Below are 16,370 nucleotides of genomic sequence, written 5' to 3' on the forward strand. Positions count from 1 at the left end.
GCGGGTAGCGTGAGACCGTGACCACCTCCGAGACACCCCTTGTGAGCGTTCTGGACGAGACCGGGACCTTCGCGCCCAGCCCCGCCGCCGAGCCGTATCTCCCGCTGATCGAGGCGATCGGCGATGCGGAGCTCGAGCAGTTCTACCGAGACATGGTCGTCATCCGCGCGATCGACACCCAGGCGACGAACCTGCAGCGGCAGGGGCAGCTGGCGCTGTGGCCGCCGAGCCGCGGACAGGAGGCGGCGCAGGTTGGCTCCGGTCGTGCCGCCCGCGCGCAGGACACGATCTTCCCGTCGTACCGGGAACACGCCGTCACGCGCATCCGCGGGGTCGATCCGGTCGACATCATCAAGCTGATGCGCGGCGTCTCGCACGGCGGGTGGGACCCGACCGACCCCAAGAACGGCAACACCCGTCTCTACACGCTCGTGCTGGGGTCGCAGGTGCTGCACGCCGCCGGCTACGGGATGGGGCTCGCCTTCGACGGCCGCAGCGGCACGGGCGACCTCGACCGCGACGAAGCCGTCATCGTCTACTACGGCGACGGGGCGTCGAGTCAGGGCGACGTGCACGAGGCGATGGTCTTCGCCGCGAGCTACCAGGCGCCGACGGTGTTCTTCCTGCAGAACAATCACTGGGCCATCTCGGTGCCGGTCACGACGCAGTCGCGGGTGCCGCTCGTCCAGCGCAGTGCCGGCTACGGCATCCCGAGCGTCCGCGTCGACGGCAACGACGTGCTGGCCAGCTACGCGGTCTCGCGCGTCGCCCTCGACGAGGCCCGCAGTGGCAAGGGCCCCCAGGCGATCGAGGCGGTGACCTACCGGCTCGGTGCACACACCACCAGCGACGACCCCACGAAGTACCGCGGCTCCGACGAGGAGCAGTACTGGGCGGGGCGCGACCCGATCGCCCGGATGCGCGCCTTCCTCGAAGGGCGCGGAGCCCCGGCGCAGCTGTTCGCCGACGTGGAGGCCGAGGCGGCCGATGCCGCGGAAGACCTCCGGGCGCGCACCGTCGAACTCGGACCGCCCAGCGCAGACAAGATGTTCGACCACGTGTACAGCGAGCCGCACCCGCTGATCGACGAGCAGAAGGCCTGGCGCGCCCGCTATGAGGCGTCGTTCGAAGGAGGAGCACAGTGACCCTCGAGACGATGCCGCTCAGCAAGGCCCTGAACGCCGGCATGCGCAAGGCGATGGAGGACGACCCGAAGGTCCTGCTCATGGGTGAGGACATCGGCAAGCTCGGCGGCGTCTTCCGGGTGACCGAGCACCTGCAGCGCGACTTCGGCGACCGGCGGGTGCTCGACACCCCGCTCGCGGAGTCCGGGATCGTCGGCACCGCGATCGGCATGGCCATGGTCGGCTACCGTCCGGTCATCGAGATCCAGTTCGACGGGTTCGTGTTCCCGGCGTTCGACCAGATCACGACGCAACTCGCCAAGCTCACGAACCGGCACGAGGGCGCACTGAGCATGCCGATCGTGATCCGCATCCCCTACGGCGGGCACATCGGCGCGGTCGAGCACCATCAGGAGAGCCCCGAAGCGTACTTCGCGCACACCCCGGGTCTGCGCGTCGTCTCGCCGTCGACCCCCAACGACGCGTACTGGATGATCCAGGAGGCGATCGCCTCGAACGACCCGGTGATCTTCATGGAGCCGAAGAGCCGCTACTGGCAGAAGGGTGAGGTCGAGCTCGACGCGCCGGCCGTCCCGCTGCACTCTTCTCGTGTGGTGCGCACCGGGACGGATGTGACCCTCGTCGGGCACGGCGCCATGGTCACCACGCTCCTGCAGGCGGCGGCGCTCGCCGAGGCGGAGGGTACGAGCTGCGAGGTCGTCGACGTGCGCTCGCTGTCGCCGGTCGACTACGAACCCATCCTCGGCTCGATCCGCAAGACCGGGCGCATGGTCTACGCGCAGGAGGCGCAGGGCTTCGGCAGCATCGGCGGCGAGATCGCGGCGACCGTGATGGAGCGGGCGTTCTACGCCCTCGAGGCTCCGGTGCTGCGCGTCTCGGGCTACGACACCCCGTTTCCCCCTGCCAAGCTCGAAGGCGCGTACCTCCCGGATGCCGACCGCATCCTCGAGGCCGTCGACCGCTCGCTGGCCTACTGACACCACCGCTCGGCCGAAAGGACTCGTCATGAGCACGCAGAACTTCAACCTCCCCGACGTCGGCGAAGGTCTGACCGAGGCCGAGATCGTGGCCTGGAAGGTCGCCCCAGGTGACACCGTCGCGATCAACGACGTGGTGTGCGAGATCGAGACGGCGAAGTCGCTCGTCGAGCTGCCGTCGCCGCACGCCGGAGTGGTGGGCGAGCTCCTCGTCGACGAGGGGGCGACGGTCGAGGTGGGCACGCCCATCATCACGTTCGTGACCGATGCGCGCGACGATGCGGGCCCGGGTGTCGTCGTCACCGCGGAGGCTCCGGCACCCGAGGAGGGCGGCGGCTCGGTGCTGGTCGGCTACGGCACGGGTGGCGGAGCGACCTCTCGTCGCAAGCGCCCGGCCGAGCGTCCTGTGCGTTCTTCCGTCGGCGTGATCGCCAAGCCGCCGATCCGCAAGCTCGCCCGCGACCTCGGCGTCGACCTCACCACCGTCGCGCCCACCGGCACCGATGGGGAGGTCACCCGCGACGACGTGGTCAAGCACGCCTCGCAGGCCAGCGTCTTCCGCAACATCGAGACCCCGGAGTGGGGGACCGTGCGGGAGGAGACCGTGCCGGCGCCGCAGAGCGCACCCGCTGGGCTCGCTCGGGGCCTCGCGCCGACCCGTCCGTCGGCGGCCGGCGACGACCGCACGGAGTCGATCCCGGTGAAGGGCGTGCGCAAGGCCACCTCTTCCGCGATGGTGCAGAGCGCGTACTCGGCCCCGCACGTGACCGTGTGGAAGGAGATCGACGCGAGCCGCACGATGGAGCTCGTGAAGCGGCTCAAGGCCTCGCCCGACTACGCCGACATCCGCGTCTCGCCGCTGCTGATCATGGCGCGCGCCGTGATCTGGGCGGCTCGCCGCACTCCGATGGTGAACGCGGCCTGGATCGAGACGGATGCCGGCGCCGAGATCGCCGTGCGCCACTACGTGAACCTCGGCATCGCGGCGGCGACCCCGCGCGGCCTGCTGGTGCCCAACATCAAGGACGCGCAGGACCTGAGCATGAAGGACCTGGCGCGGGCGCTGAACCGCTTGACCCTGACGGCGCGCGAGGGCAAGACCTCACCGGCCGATCAGCAGGGCGGCACCATCACGATCACGAACATCGGCGTCTTCGGGATGGATGCCGGAACCCCGATCATCAACCCCGGCGAGGCCGGCATCGTGGCGATGGGCACGATCAGCCAGAAGCCCTGGGTGGTCGACGGCGAGGTGCGTCCCCGCTGGGTGACCACGGTCGCCGGATCCTTCGACCACCGAGTGATCGACGGCGACGGCATGAGCCGCTTCATCGCCGATGTGGCGTCGATCCTCGAGGAGCCCGCCCTGCTGGTGGACTGACCGCAGACGTCGGGTAATCGATTTGATAATGGTTCTCATTAGCGTTTAGAGTGAGAGCATGAAGAAGCCCGTCCTCGCTCTCGCCCTCGCATCCATCGCCGCCCTCACGCTGGCCGGATGCTCCACCCCGGCCGCGGGAGAGGGCGACGACGGCACCATCACCGTCGTCGCGAGCACCAACGTGTACGGCGACATCGCCGCGCAGATCGGTGGCGACCGGGTCGACGTCGAAGCGATCATCACGTCCGCCACCCAGGACCCGCACTCCTACGAGGCGAGCGCCCGCGACCGGCTCACCGTGCAGAAGGCCGACCTCGTGATCGAGAACGGCGGCGGCTACGACGCGTTCATCGACGCCCTGCTGCAGGATGCGCAGGATCCGCACGTCGTCACGGCCGTCGAGTACTCGCACGACTTCCCCGGCAACGAGGGGCACGAGGACGACGCCAACCACGATCACGCGGAGGAGTCGGCCACCGACGCCCCCGAAGAAGACGCGCACGACCACGATCACGATCACGATCACGCCGAGGGTGAAGAGGGCCACGAGGGCCACAACCACATCGAGGGCTTCAACGAGCACGTCTGGTTCGACCCGCACACGATGATCCACGTCGTCGAGGCGATCGCCGACGAGCTGTCCGAGCTCGACCCGGACGGCGCGGAGGAGTTCACCGCGAACGCCGACGGCATCGTCGCCGACCTGGAGGGCTTCGAAGCCGACCTCGAGACCATCAAGACGGATGCCGCGGGCACCGGTGTCTTCATGACCGAACCGCTGCCGGGCTACCTCGCCGCCGCGGCGGGACTGACCGACGTGACCCCCGAGGGATTCGCGGAATCGGTCGAGGAGGGCACGGACGTCGCGCCCGCCGTTCTGCTCGAGGCGCTGAAGGTGATCGAAGACGGACAGGCCACCACGCTGCTGACCAACGCCCAGACCGGCGGGGCCGAGACCGAACGCGTCGAGGCTGCGGCGAAGGAGGCCGGCATCCCCGTCGTCGCCTTCACGGAGCTGCTCGAGGACGGATCGTCGTACTCTGAGTGGATGAGTGACGCGATCCAGAGCCTCGCCGCCGCCGTCCAGTCGTGAGCGGCGCTGCACAGCGCGAGAGTCCGGTCCTCGAGATCACCGACGCGGCCCTGCACCGCGGCGACCGCGAACTGTGGTCGGGGCTCGACCTCACGGTGCAGCCGGGGGAGTTCATCGCGGTGCTCGGTCCGTCGGGGTCGGGCAAGACCACTCTGCTGCGGAGCATCCTGGGCCTGCAGCCGCTCTCGTCAGGGGCGATCCGTGTGGCCGGGGAGCCGGTGCATCGCGGAAACCCCCGCATCGGCTACATCCCGCAGCAGCGCACGCTCGCCCCCGACACGAGCATGCGTGCACGCGACCTCGTCGCTCTGGGGGTGCAGGGCAGCCGGTTCGGATTTCCCATCCCGCACCGCGGCGACCGCGCGAGAGTCGACCGTCTCCTCGAGGCGGTCGGGGCCTCGCACTTCGCGGAACGTCGCGTGGGTCTGCTGTCGGGCGGTGAGCAGCAGCGACTGCGCGTGGGGCAGGCGCTCGCCGACGAACCCACCCTGCTGCTGTGCGACGAACCCCTGTCGAACCTCGATCTCGCGAATCAGCTCGCCGTGACCGACATCATCGACCGTCAGCGCCGTGAGCGCGAGGCGGCGGTGCTGTTCGTGACGCACGACATCAATCCGATCCTCGGTCGTGTGGATCGCATCCTCTACATCGCCGGCGGACGCTTCCTGCTCGGGACACCGGACGAGGTGCTGCAGACCCGGGTGCTCACCGACCTCTACGGCACTCCGGTGTTCGTGCTGCGCGCAGGAGATCGCCTGGTCGTCGTCGGCGTCCCGGACGCCGAGCCCCACCACGACCACGGCGGCCACGAGCACGGAGGCGCGGCATGAGGCCACTGGTCGACTGGAGCGACATCTTCTCGTTCCAGGACTACGGCGAGCTCGTCGCCCTGCTCTCGAACTCGATCATCGCGGGCGCCGTGCTCGGGATCGTCGGCGGTCTGATCGGCGTCTTCGTGATGCAGCGCGATCTCGCGTTCGCGGTGCACGGCGTGAGCGAGCTGTCGTTCGCCGGAGCCGCTGCTGCGCTCCTCTTCGGCGGCAGCGTTGTCGCCGGCTCCCTCGGCGGAGCGCTCGTGGCCGCGATCCTCATCGGCATCCTCGGCGCCAAGGCCCGTGACCGCAATTCGGTAGTAGGTGTGCTGATGCCGTTCGGCCTCGGCCTCGGCATCCTGTTCCTCTCGCTCTACGACGGACGCAGCGCCAACCGGTTCAGCCTGCTCACCGGTCAGATCGTGTCGGTGTCGAGCCCCGACCTCGGTTGGCTCATCGGCATCAGCATCGTCGTGCTGCTCGGGCTGCTGATCATGTGGAACCCGCTGCGGTTCGACTCGCTCGACCCCGAGTCGGCTGCCGCGCGCGGTGTCCCGACCCGCGTCGTGAGCCTGCTGTTCATGGTCCTGCTCGGACTCATCGTCGCCGTGAGCGTGCACATCATCGGCGCACTGCTCGTGATGGCGCTCCTGGTGACACCGGCCGCCGCCGCGATGCGCGTGACCGCCGGTCCCATCGCGGTACCTCTGCTCGCCGCCCTGTTCGGGTTCGTCTCGGCGGTCGGCGGCATCCTGCTCGCCCTGGCGGGGACGTTGCCGGTGAGCCCGTACATCACCACGCTGTCGTTCACGATCTATGTCGTGTGCTGGATCGTGCAGAAGGTACGTTCTCGGGTGCGGCGGGTTCCGGCCTGAGCCGAGCTCCCAGCCCTCGCCAACCCCCGCGGCCTAGACTCGACGTATGGCTCAGCGGAACACCTGGCAGCGCGAACGTGTGCGCGAAGCGCTCGCCGACGCGCGCGGCTTCGTCAGCGCCCAGTCGCTGCACGCCTCGCTGCGCGACGACAACACGGGCATCGGCCTCGCCACGGTCTACCGCGCACTCGCAGGTCTCGCGGCCTCGGGTGACGCCGACTCGCTGCAGAGCCCCGAGGGTGAGGCGCTGTACCGCGCGTGCACGACTCAGGGACACCACCACCACCTCATCTGCCGCAACTGCGGTTTGACGGTCGAGATCGAGGCCAAGGACGTCGAGCAGTGGGCGCACCGCACCGCGGCCCTGCACGGATTCACGGAAGCCGCCCACGTCGTCGACATCTTCGGACTGTGCACTCCGTGCGCGAACAAGCGCGACGCCGAGAGGGCTGCGAACGCGTGAGCCCCTCGGCAGGCACGGCGACCCGACACGGCCACACGCACCGCCCGAGCGCCTCGCCGCGTTCGGCGTGGATCGGTCTCGGCCTCGGCGCCGTCATCATCGCGGCGCTGTTCCTGATCGACGCGTTCCTGCCGGCCCTCTTCCCCGCCTCGTTGCCGACCCGCGCGCAGGACGGCCTGACCCTCGCGCTGAGCGTCCTGATCGAGGCCCTGCCCTTCGTGGTCCTCGGCGTGCTGCTGTCGATCGTGGTGCAGGTGTGGCTGCCGGCCGACGTGATCCACCGCTGGCTGCCGAAGCGCGCCTGGGCCCGACGCGCGGTTCTGTCGCTGCTGGGCATGCTGATCCCGGTGTGCGAGTGCGGCAACGTGCCCTTCGCCCGCGGACTCATGATGCGCGGGCTCGCTCCGGCCGAGGCCATGACCTTCCTGATTGCGGCGCCCATCGTGAACCCGATCGTGATCCTCACCACGCACGCGGCGTTCGGGTGGGACGGCGGCATCCTGGTGGCGCGTCTGGTGGGCGGATACCTGATCGCGAACCTGATCGGCTGGATCTACAGTCGGCACCCCGACCCCGACGGCATGCTCACACAGCGGTTCGTCGACACGTGCGACCGTGTGACGCACGAACCGGGTACGCCGGTGCGCCGCAGCCTCACGCAGTTCCTCGTCGAGCTGCGCGCGGTGATGCCCGCCCTCGTGATCGGCTCCGCGCTCGCCGGAGCCGTCCAGGTGCTGATCCCGCGCGACATGCTGCTCGCGATCGGGTCGAACCCGGTGCTGTCGATCGTCGCGATGATGGTGCTCGCGATGACCGTCGCCATCTGCTCGAACGTCGACGCCTTCTTCGCGCTGTCGTTCGCATCGACGTTCTCCTCCGGGGCGATCGTCGCGTTCCTTCTCGTCGGACCTCTGGTCGACATCAAGATGCTCGCGCTCATGCGCACGACCTTCACCGGTCGCACGCTCGTCGGGATCGTCGGCACCGTCCTCGCCTCGGCCTTCGCGATCGGGATCGGGGTGAACGTCTTTGTCTGAGCAGACCAGGACGCGTGCCCGCGCACTCGGCACCCGCTGGCTCGGGGTGGGGCTCGCCGCCGTCATCTCGGTCGTGACGCTGGGTCTCGGACTCACCGGACGACTGACCCTCTACATCAGCCCCGAGTCGGTGTGGTTCGCCTGTGCCGCCGCCGTCGTGACCCTCGCCGGCGCGATCTGGTCCTGCACGCTCCCCCTCGGCGTGGAGGGCGACCACGGGCACGATCACGGACCGGTCGCCGAGGCGGCGGAGCACCGGGACCACGACGATCACGGCGCGCGTCACCCCACGCCTTCTGCCCGGCGGTCTCTGTCCGGTCTCGCGGCGGTCGCCGGCGGTGTGATCGCCACAGGTGTCGTCGCCGCAGCGCTCGTGCTTCCGCCGGCATCGTTGTCGGTCCAGCTCGCCATGTCGCGCGCGGGGGAGCAGACCGCGCTGTTCGCGGGCGCCGATACGGTCGCACTCGGTGTGGCCGACACGTCGACGTTCGGGGTCGGCGACTGGGCCAGCGTCTTCGCGGCATCCACGAACACGGCGGCGTACGACGGCACCGCGGTGACCCTCACGGGCTTCGTGACGCCTGGCTCCTCCGGTGACGACGTGAACCTCACGCGCCTGGTCATCACGCACTGCGTGATCGATGCGCAGACCGCCGCTCTGCCGGTCGACGTCGACAAGGGCGACTACGCGACGGGCCAGTGGGTCGAGGTCACGGGGACCGTGCGGGCGGATGCCGACGGCAAGCTCCGCATCGAGCCGACAGACGTCGTCGCGATCGACGAGCCCGGGGACCCCTATGAGTATTGACGACGAGCGCCCCGAGGTGCCCGCCGTGCCGCGCACGCGTGCGGAGCTGCGTGCCGCACGTGAAGCCGCCGAGCGCGAGGAAGCCGAGCGGATCGAGCGCGCGGCCGCGGTGTCGGGGCTCGCCGCGCACGGTGACGACGAGTCGGATGCCCGTGCCGAGGCGAATGCCGGCGCCGACGAGGCGACTGCCGACGAATCCGCTGCACGTGAGGCGGCTGCACGTGAGGCCGCTGCACGTGAGGCGGCCGTCCGTGAGGCCGGTGACCGTGAGGTCGCTGAGCAGGAGGCCGCCGCGCGCAAGATGGCGGCATTCGAGGCTGCGGCGCGAGAGGACGCCGAGGCGACGGCGCTTCCGGCTGTCCCGCTCGCCACCGACCCCGTCTTCGTGGGCGCGGCCCCCGTCGACCCCGCCGCGGACGAGCAGCCAGACGTCGACTCGGAACAGCCGGCGCCCCGCATCCCCTCCGCCGAACCGGTCACGCGCACCTCCGTGACGCCACGACGCTTCGTCGTCACGCTCGCGGCGGTGCTCGGGGTCCTGGTACTCGTCGGTACCGGGCTCGGCATCGCGAGCCTGCTGCAGGGCCCGCGGATCAGCGACGTGCAGGTCGACGCGGCACAGGCGATCGAGTCGTCGGGGAGCCGGGTCATCCTGACTGCGAATCAGGCGCTCGCCGACATCGACCCGAAGCAGGTCACTGTCGATCCCGCCGTGCCGTTCACGGTCGATGCCTCCGGTCGCGGTGTGGGCGTGCGGTTCACGGTACCGCTCGACGACGCGACCGAGTACACGATCCGGGTCGCGGGCGTGAGTGGCGCCGGCGGCGGGCCGACGACCACATTGACGACGACCTTCACCACGCCGGCATCCTCCATCTTCCTGCTGCGCCGCGACGTCGAGGGCAAGGACAAGATCTTCCTCACCGATCTCAGCGGAGAGAACGCGGTGCCGGTCTACGAGAACGACAAGATCAACGACTTCCGGGCCACGTCGACGCAGCTGGTGGTCTCTGTCGGCGACGAAGACGGCTCTCAACTGCTCGTGATGGACCGCGACGGGAAGAACCAGCGCGAGCTCACACTCCCCGGCGACGGCCACGTCGGTGCGATCCAGGTGTCCGAGCGCGGCGGGCTCGTCGGCTACAGCTACTCTGACCGCGAGCTGAGCGACGACGAGGGCCGGGCGAGCGTGCTGGTCACGCAGTCGCTGAGCGGCAAGGACGCGCCGCAGATCATCGAGGTCGCCGGCGCGGAGGCGAGCGTCTTCGTGTGGCAGTTCGTGCCCGACAGTGCCGCCGTGCTGTTCATCGACTTCGACGGGGCGCTGTCGCTCGTCGACCGCTCGACCGACGCGGGGGTGCAGTCCCTCGGGCTCGCGGCGACGATCCAGGGCATCTCCCGAGGAACGTACACGGCGATCGTGGAGCGGCTCGACGGATCGGTGGTCGAGCTCGACCTCGCCGACGGGTCTGAGCAGCCGCTCGCGGCATCCGACCCCGATTACGGCACTGCCACCTCGATCACGCCGTACCCCGGGGGGACGCTCCGCCACGTCGTCGCGCGCGACGATGCGGGACTCCCGGTCGGACAGGCCGTCATCCGCGTCGACGACGACGGCACGGCCACGCCTCTGGTCGAGGTCGGCTCGACGGACTCGATCCTGCAGGCGTGCGCGTCGCCGAGCGGCCAGTACGCCGCGGTGGTCGTCGCGCCCGACCTCGCGAACAACGCCTACGACGGGATGCTGCTGCCGCTCCCCGAGAACGTCGAGACGCACCTCATCGACATGGAGTCGGGCAAGGAGATCGTGGCCCTGACCGGCTTCGACGCGTCCTGGTGCCAGACGGCTCCGCGGTTCTGAGATGCCCGCGCCGGAAGCACTGCGTCGAGCGACCAGAGACGACGTTGCCGGCTCTGCCGTCGAGGTCGCTCCGTCGCTCCTCGGTGGGGAGCTGCGAACCGTCGTGGTCGAGCACGGACAGGCGGTCGAGGTCCGGGTGCGCATCACCGAGGTCGAGGCCTACCACGGACAGGGCACGGGGGACCGTGCCGACCCTGGCTCGCATGCGCGGATGGGGCGGACGGCGCGTAACGCCACGATGTGGGGGGAGCCGGGGCATCTGTACGTGTACCTGAGCCACGGCATCCACTCCTGCATCAACGTGGCATGCGGACTGGAGGGGCAGGGCGACGGCGTGCTGCTGCGGGCAGGTGAGATCGTGTCGGGCGTGGATGCGGCAGCGCGGCGCCGGAACGCCACCCCGCCGCTGAGCCGTGCGACGCTCCGAGACCTGGCCCGCGGTCCCGGCCGGCTCGGACAGGCGGTCGGACTCCGGCATCCGATCCACGACGGCATCGATGCGATCACGGCTCTCGAGCGCCACGGAGCCACGGCTGAGCTGTGGCTGGGCCCTCGCCGGAGCGACGTGGTCACCGGGCCGCGGGTCGGCGTGGCCGGCATCGCCGGGACTGCGGCGTTCCCCTGGCGCTTCTGGATCGACGGCGACCCCACTGTCTCGTCGTTCCGGTGGGGTCGCGGTGCGGCGGAGGCGGCGGCTCTCGGGGTGTCCGGCACCGTGCTAGACTGACTCTTTGTCTGCGCACACTCCTGTGCGCAGTTCGCATGCTTTCCCTCCTGCGGCCGAGCGATCGGCGGGGTGGATCGCGTGCAGACAAGGGATCTTGGGTGGGGCCGTCCGGCCTCACGGTATAGAAGGAGTCATCATCATGGCAGCAGTGTGCCAGGTGACCGGAGCTGTTCCCGGTTTCGGTCACAACGTCTCGCACTCGCACCGCCGGACGAAGCGCCGCTTCGACCCGAACGTGCAGAAGAAGACCTATTTCGTTCCGTCGCTCGGTCGTAAGATCACCCTCAACGTGTCCGCCAAGGGCATCAAGGTGATCGATGCCCGCGGCATCGAGAACGTCGTCAAGGACCTCCAGGCGAAGGGTGTGAAGCTCTAATGGCCAAGAAGGCTCAGGACGTCCGTCCGATCATCAAGCTGCGTTCGACGGCAGGTACGGGTTACACGTACGTGACCAAGAAGAACCGCCGCAACACCCCCGACCGCCTCGTGCTCAAGAAGTACGACCCGGTCATCCGTCAGCACGTCGAATTCCGAGAGGAGCGTTGATCCATGGCTAAGAAGAGCAAGATCGCGCGCAACGAGCAGCGCAAGGTCATCGTCGAGCGCTACGCCGAGCGTCGTGCCGAGCTGAAGAAGACCCTGATCGACCCGAACGCCACCGACGAGGCCCGCGAGGCCGCACGCGTCGGCCTGCAGAAGCTGCCGCGCAACGCGTCGCCGGCTCGCGTGCGTTCGCGCGACGTCATCGACGGCCGCCCCCGTGGTGTCCTCACGAAGTTCGGCATCTCGCGTGTCCGCTTCCGTGACATGGCACACCGTGGCGAGCTGCCCGGCGTGACCAAGTCGAGCTGGTAAGTCGCAGCTGAAAGGGCGAGGATCCTCGGATCCTCGCCCTTTTCGCGTACCCGGGCCGTGCTCCTGCTCTGGCGTCACGCGACGGATGCCGGGGTGTGTGCGACGGCCCAGGCGAGGGCGTCGTCGGCGATCTCCTGCCACCCGTCCTGGCTCACCAGCCGGTGCGTGCGGCCGGGGTACTCCTTGTAGTCGACGGTCGCGGGACTCCCGGTCGAGCGGTACTTCGCCACGACCGCGCGTCCGATGGCCGGCGGCACGACGTGGTCGATCTCGCCCGTGATGACGTAGAGCGGCGCACGGTCGGCGCGGGCGTAGTCGACGTGCGTCACGCCGCCCTTCTCGTCGAACGCCGACGTCACGCCCTCGAAGAACACCCGGTTGTAGGAGTTCACCGCGAACTCCTCCCAGAGGCGGTCGGACTCGGCGCGGCTGAGGTCGTTGCCGAAGGTGAAGTGGAAGTGGCGCTTCGACAGCGGCTTGGCGCCGTTGCGCCCGAACGGGTTCGAGAGGATCGGGGTGCCCGTCCACAGTGTCGACAGGGGGAGGGTCGTGATCCCTGCCGTCTGTCCGGGAGCGACGCCCACGTAGGCGGCCCCGACGCCGCGGTCGGCCAGCATCTGGGTGATCACCCCGCCGAAGGAGTGGCCCATGATGATGGGCTTCACCGGGAGGGCGCGGATGATGCGCTCGTAGTGGTCGACGATCTGCGTCAGGCCGATGCCCTTCAGGGCGGACGGGTCGCGGCGGATGTCCTCCACCGAGCGGTCATCGATGCCGGGCCACCCGGTGACGATGACCTCGTGCCCCTGAGCCCGGTACCGCTCGGCCCAGGTGTTCCAGCTCGCGGGGGTCATCCAGAGCCCGTGGATGAGGACGATGGGGGTCTTGGCTGCCGTGTTCATGATCTTCTTCTCTCTGTTCGGCCTCCCGCTCCGGGAGTGCGTTAAGCTGATAGTAGACCGAACGTTCTATCTACCACAAGGTATTCCCAGAATTCCTGAAGTCGTCGATCGGATGTCGCGGTTCGGATGCCACGATGAGGGAGGACGATCATGAACACCACGACGAAGAACGCCTCGACGAAGCGCCCCAGCCCCGCCCGCGCCCGGCTGGTCGACGCCGCCACCCGCCTCTTCTACGAGGAGGGCATCCATGCGGTCGGGGTCGACCGCGTGATCGAGGAGGCGGGCGTCACCAGGGCCACCCTGTACAAGCAGTTCGGGGGCAAGGAGAACCTCGTGCTGGCGTATCTCGCCGGCGAGGACGAGATGCTGCGCGCGATGTTCACCGCGGCGGGGGAGACCGCCACCGACCCCGACGCCCTGCTCGACGCCGTGGTGCAGGGCATCTCCACCGACATCCACGAGCGGCACACGCGTGGGTGCCCCTTCATCAATGCGGCCGCCGAGTATCCCGACGCGGAGGGGCCGGTGCGTCGCCTCATCGACGAGCACCGGGAGTGGTTCCGCGGCACACTGCAGTCCGTGGCCGAGGGTGCCGGACTGGCGGACCCGGCGGATGTCGCCGCCTCCCTCGTCCTGCTCAGAGACGCCGCGCTGGTCGGCGGATACCTGGACGGCGACGACCGGGTGCGACCGGCGTTCGCGCGCACGGCGCAGTCGGTGATCGAGGTACACCGGCCGCACTGACCGCGCCCGGGAGGAGATCCGCATATGGGAGGAGGGATTCCGGGACTGGGCCCTCCGCTGTGCAGATATCCTCCGAAAGGCGGCGCCGGGCCAGGAAACCCCCTCGAAATCTGTGACTGGAGTGACGAAAGTGACGCGACACGCCAGGTAATTGCCCAAAACCCGCGAAATGACGCGGAAATCAGGGTGGTCGTTGATACATTCAAGGCGGTCGACAGACCAGGAGCATCCGCTCCGATACCCACAACGATGCGACGGTCCTTCGTCGCTGGAGGATGACATGGCTGACAAGTCCATCACCAAGACCGAGCTCGTCGCGAGCATCGCTTCCGCCACCGGCCAGAGCCAGGCCACCGTCTCCGGTGTCCTCGACTCGCTGTTCGCCACGGTCTCCGACGCTGTTGCCAAGGGCAGCAAGGTCTCCATCCCTGGTTGGATCTCCTTCGAGCAGGTCGACACGGCTGCTCGCACCGGTCGCAACCCGCAGACCGGCGCCGAGATCAAGATCCCGGCCGGCAAGCGCGTCAAGGTGACCGCTGGCTCCAAGCTCAAGGCTGCCGTCAAGTAATCAGGCTGCACCTTCCGAAGGCCGCCCCCGTGCTGCGGGGGCGGCCTTCGTGCGTTCTCACTGCGGGGCGCGCCTAGGCTGGAGGGGTGAGTTCCCGCAGCGAGTCGACGAGTCGGAATTCGGCGTATCGAGTCGCCGGCGTCGTCATCCTCCTCGCCGCAGCCCTGGCGGCCCTGGTGCTGGCCCTCCTCGTCGGTGGCGGTGCCGAGCCGCCGCTCCTGCAGGACCCCGGCGCGTTCGTGCTGTGGGGCACGCCGGTGGCCAAGCTCGTGATGAACATCTCGGGTGCGGTGATGCTCGGCTCGCTCGTCCTCGCCCTGTTCGGGCTGCGCGCGGGCGAACGGTCGTTCGACGCCGCGCTGAACATCGCCTCGGTCGGCGCCGCGGTCTTCACGGTCTCCGCCGGCCTCGCCGGGTTCCTCGCCTTCATGGCGGCCTTCAACCCGAAGCTCAGCATCGAGCGCGAGTTCGGCACGCAGCTCGGCCGCTTCCTGCTCGAGCTGCCACTGGGGCAGTCCTGGCTCATCACGACCATCTTCGGCGCGATCATCACCGTACTCGCGTTCGCGTGGCGCTCATGGACCCCGACGCTCATCACGGCGGTGCTCGCGGCGGTCTCGTTCCTCCCGCTCGCCACACAGGGGCACGCCGGCGACCTCGACGGCCACAACATGGCGGTCAATTCGATCCTGCTGCACACGGTCGGAGCCGCGGTGTGGCTCGGCGGTCTGCTGCTGCTCGTGCTGCTGCGCGGGCGCGGCGACGTCGACGTCCCGCGGCTCGTCGCCCGTTACTCGTCCCTCGCCATCGCGGCGTTCGCCGTGGTCGCCGTCTCGGGCGTCACCCGCTCGATCGTGGCCGTCGGCAGCTGGGATGCGCTGTGGACGACCCCGTACGGCTGGATCGTGCTCGCGAAGGTGGCCTTGCTGAGCGGGATGGGGCTTCTCGGCGCGTGGTACCGCGCCCGCCTCATCCCGAAGCTCCACGGTGCGCGCGCGGCCGGCTGGTTCTGGCTCCTCGTGCTGTGCGAGGTCGCCCTGATGGGGCTCGCCTCGGGTGCTGCCGCCGCCCTCGCCCGCACCCCTCCGCCCACCGGCGAGACCGCGGCGTTCTCGCAGACCCCCGCGCAGATCCTCACGGGCTCGCTGCTGCCGCCGGAGCTCACACTCGAGCGCTGGTTCACCGCATGGGACATCGACGTGCTCTGGCTCGTGGCTGCAGGCTTCGGACTGTTCTTCTACCTCGTGGGCGTCCGACGACTCCGACTGCGCGGCGACCGCTGGCCGATCCATCGCACGGTGTTCTGGGTGCTCGGGATGCTGATGCTCGTCTGGGTCACGGGCGGTCCGATCAACGCGTACCAGGAGTACCTGTTCAGCATCCACATGCTCGGGCACATGATGCTGTCGATGGCCATCCCGCTGCTGCTGGTCTCCGGAGCGCCGATCACGCTGGCCCTTCGGGCCATCCACAAGCGCGACGACGGCACCAGAGGCGGGCGCGAGTGGATCATGTGGGCCGTGCACTCGCCGTTCGCGCGGGTCGTGACGCATCCGTTCGTCGCGGCGGCGATCTTCATCCTGTCGCTGTGGGCCTTCTACTTCACCGACCTCGTGCGGTGGTCGATGTTCGAGCACCTCGGGCACGAGTGGATGGTCATCCACTTCCTGCTCTCGGGATACCTGTTCGTGATGAGCCTGATCGGGGTGGACCCCGTCCCGTATCGACTGCCCTACCCCGGGCGTCTGATCACCCTCATCGCGGTGATGGCCATGCATGCGTTCTTCGGCATCGCCATCATGATGCAGGAGGGCCTCATGGTCGCCGACTGGTTCGGGGCCATGGGCCGCGACTGGGGTGCCAGTCCCCTCGAAGACCAGTACGTGGGTGGTGGCATCGCCTGGTCGATCGGTGAGATCCCGACCCTCATCCTCGCGATCACGGTGGCGATCCAGTGGAGCCGCAGCGACACCAAGCTGCAGAAGCGCCGCGACCGGCACGCGGATCGCACCGGGGATGCCGAGCTCGAGGAGTACAACGCCGAGCTCGCCCGGCTCGCGGCGGAGGATCAGCGTCGCGAGGAGCGCGGAGGCCGCTGAGATCGCTGAGGCGCCGACCT

18 protein-coding genes are annotated in these 16,370 nt (G+C 69.2%); 17 read left to right on the forward strand and 1 reads right to left on the reverse strand.

Going from position 1 to position 16,370, the window contains the following annotated elements:
• Positions 1–17 precede the first annotated feature (17 nt).
• The 14 genes from AB0E56_RS03995 (at position 18) to rpsN (ending at position 12,034) form a co-directional block, all read left to right on the forward strand.
• Entirely contained in the window at positions 18–1,145 is a 1,128-nt protein-coding gene (locus AB0E56_RS03995) for a thiamine pyrophosphate-dependent dehydrogenase E1 component subunit alpha (protein ID WP_359796835.1), read from the forward strand.
• Between the two features lie 11 nt (positions 1,146–1,156).
• Positions 1,157–2,122, forward strand: coding sequence for an alpha-ketoacid dehydrogenase subunit beta (locus AB0E56_RS04000; protein WP_183152906.1), 966 nt, complete (start codon positions 1,157–1,159; stop codon positions 2,120–2,122).
• 28 nt (positions 2,123–2,150) lie between these two features.
• The gene (locus AB0E56_RS04005) at positions 2,151–3,503 is read left to right on the forward strand and encodes a dihydrolipoamide acetyltransferase family protein (protein ID WP_359796836.1); all 1,353 of its coding nucleotides are present in this window, start codon (positions 2,151–2,153) and stop codon (positions 3,501–3,503) included.
• A gap of 58 nt (positions 3,504–3,561) precedes the next feature.
• On the forward strand, positions 3,562–4,596 hold the full coding sequence (locus tag AB0E56_RS04010) for a zinc ABC transporter substrate-binding protein (protein ID WP_359796837.1): 1,035 nt from the start codon (positions 3,562–3,564) through the stop codon (positions 4,594–4,596).
• The gene (locus tag AB0E56_RS04015; protein ID WP_359796838.1) at positions 4,593–5,426 is read left to right on the forward strand and encodes a metal ABC transporter ATP-binding protein; all 834 of its coding nucleotides are present in this window, start codon (positions 4,593–4,595) and stop codon (positions 5,424–5,426) included. The genes AB0E56_RS04010 and AB0E56_RS04015 overlap by 4 nt, the downstream gene beginning before the upstream one ends.
• Positions 5,423–6,283, forward strand: a complete 861-nt coding sequence (locus tag AB0E56_RS04020; RefSeq protein ID WP_359796840.1) for a metal ABC transporter permease — start codon at positions 5,423–5,425, stop codon at positions 6,281–6,283. The genes AB0E56_RS04015 and AB0E56_RS04020 overlap by 4 nt, the downstream gene beginning before the upstream one ends.
• Positions 6,284–6,329: 46 nt before the next feature.
• Positions 6,330–6,746 carry a transcriptional repressor gene (locus AB0E56_RS04025; protein WP_183151267.1) on the forward strand — a complete coding sequence of 139 codons (417 nt, stop codon included), beginning with the start codon at positions 6,330–6,332 and terminating at the stop codon, positions 6,744–6,746.
• Entirely contained in the window at positions 6,743–7,783 is a 1,041-nt protein-coding gene (locus tag AB0E56_RS04030; RefSeq protein WP_359796841.1) for a permease, read from the forward strand. The genes AB0E56_RS04025 and AB0E56_RS04030 overlap by 4 nt, the downstream gene beginning before the upstream one ends.
• Entirely contained in the window at positions 7,776–8,591 is an 816-nt protein-coding gene (locus AB0E56_RS04035) for a TIGR03943 family protein (protein WP_359796843.1), read from the forward strand. The genes AB0E56_RS04030 and AB0E56_RS04035 overlap by 8 nt, the downstream gene beginning before the upstream one ends.
• Entirely contained in the window at positions 8,581–10,452 is a 1,872-nt protein-coding gene (locus AB0E56_RS04040) for a hypothetical protein (protein ID WP_359796844.1), read from the forward strand. The genes AB0E56_RS04035 and AB0E56_RS04040 overlap by 11 nt, the downstream gene beginning before the upstream one ends.
• A 1-nt stretch (position 10,453) precedes the next feature.
• Positions 10,454–11,179: a DNA-3-methyladenine glycosylase gene (locus AB0E56_RS04045; protein WP_359796845.1), complete on the forward strand. Its 726-nt coding sequence runs from the start codon at positions 10,454–10,456 to the stop codon at positions 11,177–11,179.
• Between the two features lie 139 nt (positions 11,180–11,318).
• A complete protein-coding gene (gene rpmB / locus AB0E56_RS04050; protein WP_025102729.1) occupies positions 11,319–11,555 on the forward strand; it encodes a 50S ribosomal protein L28 in 237 nt (78 codons plus the stop codon).
• The gene (gene rpmG / locus AB0E56_RS04055; protein ID WP_017203558.1) at positions 11,555–11,725 is read left to right on the forward strand and encodes a 50S ribosomal protein L33; all 171 of its coding nucleotides are present in this window, start codon (positions 11,555–11,557) and stop codon (positions 11,723–11,725) included. The genes rpmB and rpmG overlap by 1 nt, the downstream gene beginning before the upstream one ends.
• Positions 11,726–11,728: 3 nt before the next feature.
• On the forward strand, positions 11,729–12,034 hold the full coding sequence (rpsN, locus tag AB0E56_RS04060) for a 30S ribosomal protein S14 (protein ID WP_017203557.1): 306 nt from the start codon (positions 11,729–11,731) through the stop codon (positions 12,032–12,034).
• A 74-nt stretch (positions 12,035–12,108) separates the two neighbouring features.
• Here the strand turns inward: rpsN and AB0E56_RS04065 are convergent, their stop codons facing one another.
• Positions 12,109–12,936: an alpha/beta hydrolase gene (locus AB0E56_RS04065; RefSeq protein WP_359796848.1), complete on the reverse strand. Its 828-nt coding sequence runs from the start codon at positions 12,934–12,936 to the stop codon at positions 12,109–12,111.
• A 150-nt stretch (positions 12,937–13,086) separates the two neighbouring features.
• On the opposite strand from AB0E56_RS04065, the gene AB0E56_RS04070 reads away from it, so the two are divergent.
• The 3 genes from AB0E56_RS04070 to AB0E56_RS04080 all read left to right on the forward strand — a co-directional run bounded on the left by AB0E56_RS04070 (position 13,087) and on the right by AB0E56_RS04080 (position 16,350).
• Positions 13,087–13,683 carry a TetR/AcrR family transcriptional regulator gene (locus AB0E56_RS04070; protein WP_359796850.1) on the forward strand — a complete coding sequence of 199 codons (597 nt, stop codon included), beginning with the start codon at positions 13,087–13,089 and terminating at the stop codon, positions 13,681–13,683.
• A 280-nt stretch (positions 13,684–13,963) separates the two neighbouring features.
• Complete coding sequence (locus tag AB0E56_RS04075; protein ID WP_017203554.1) at positions 13,964–14,251, forward strand: HU family DNA-binding protein; 288 nt, start codon at positions 13,964–13,966, stop codon at positions 14,249–14,251.
• A gap of 86 nt (positions 14,252–14,337) precedes the next feature.
• Complete coding sequence (locus AB0E56_RS04080) at positions 14,338–16,350, forward strand: cytochrome c oxidase assembly protein (RefSeq protein WP_359796852.1); 2,013 nt, start codon at positions 14,338–14,340, stop codon at positions 16,348–16,350.
• The last annotated feature ends 20 nt before the right edge of the window (positions 16,351–16,370 follow it).

The organism is Microbacterium sp. NPDC028030 (assembly GCF_040637855.1).
In the GTDB taxonomy this organism is placed as follows: Bacteria; Actinomycetota; Actinomycetes; order Actinomycetales; family Microbacteriaceae; genus Microbacterium.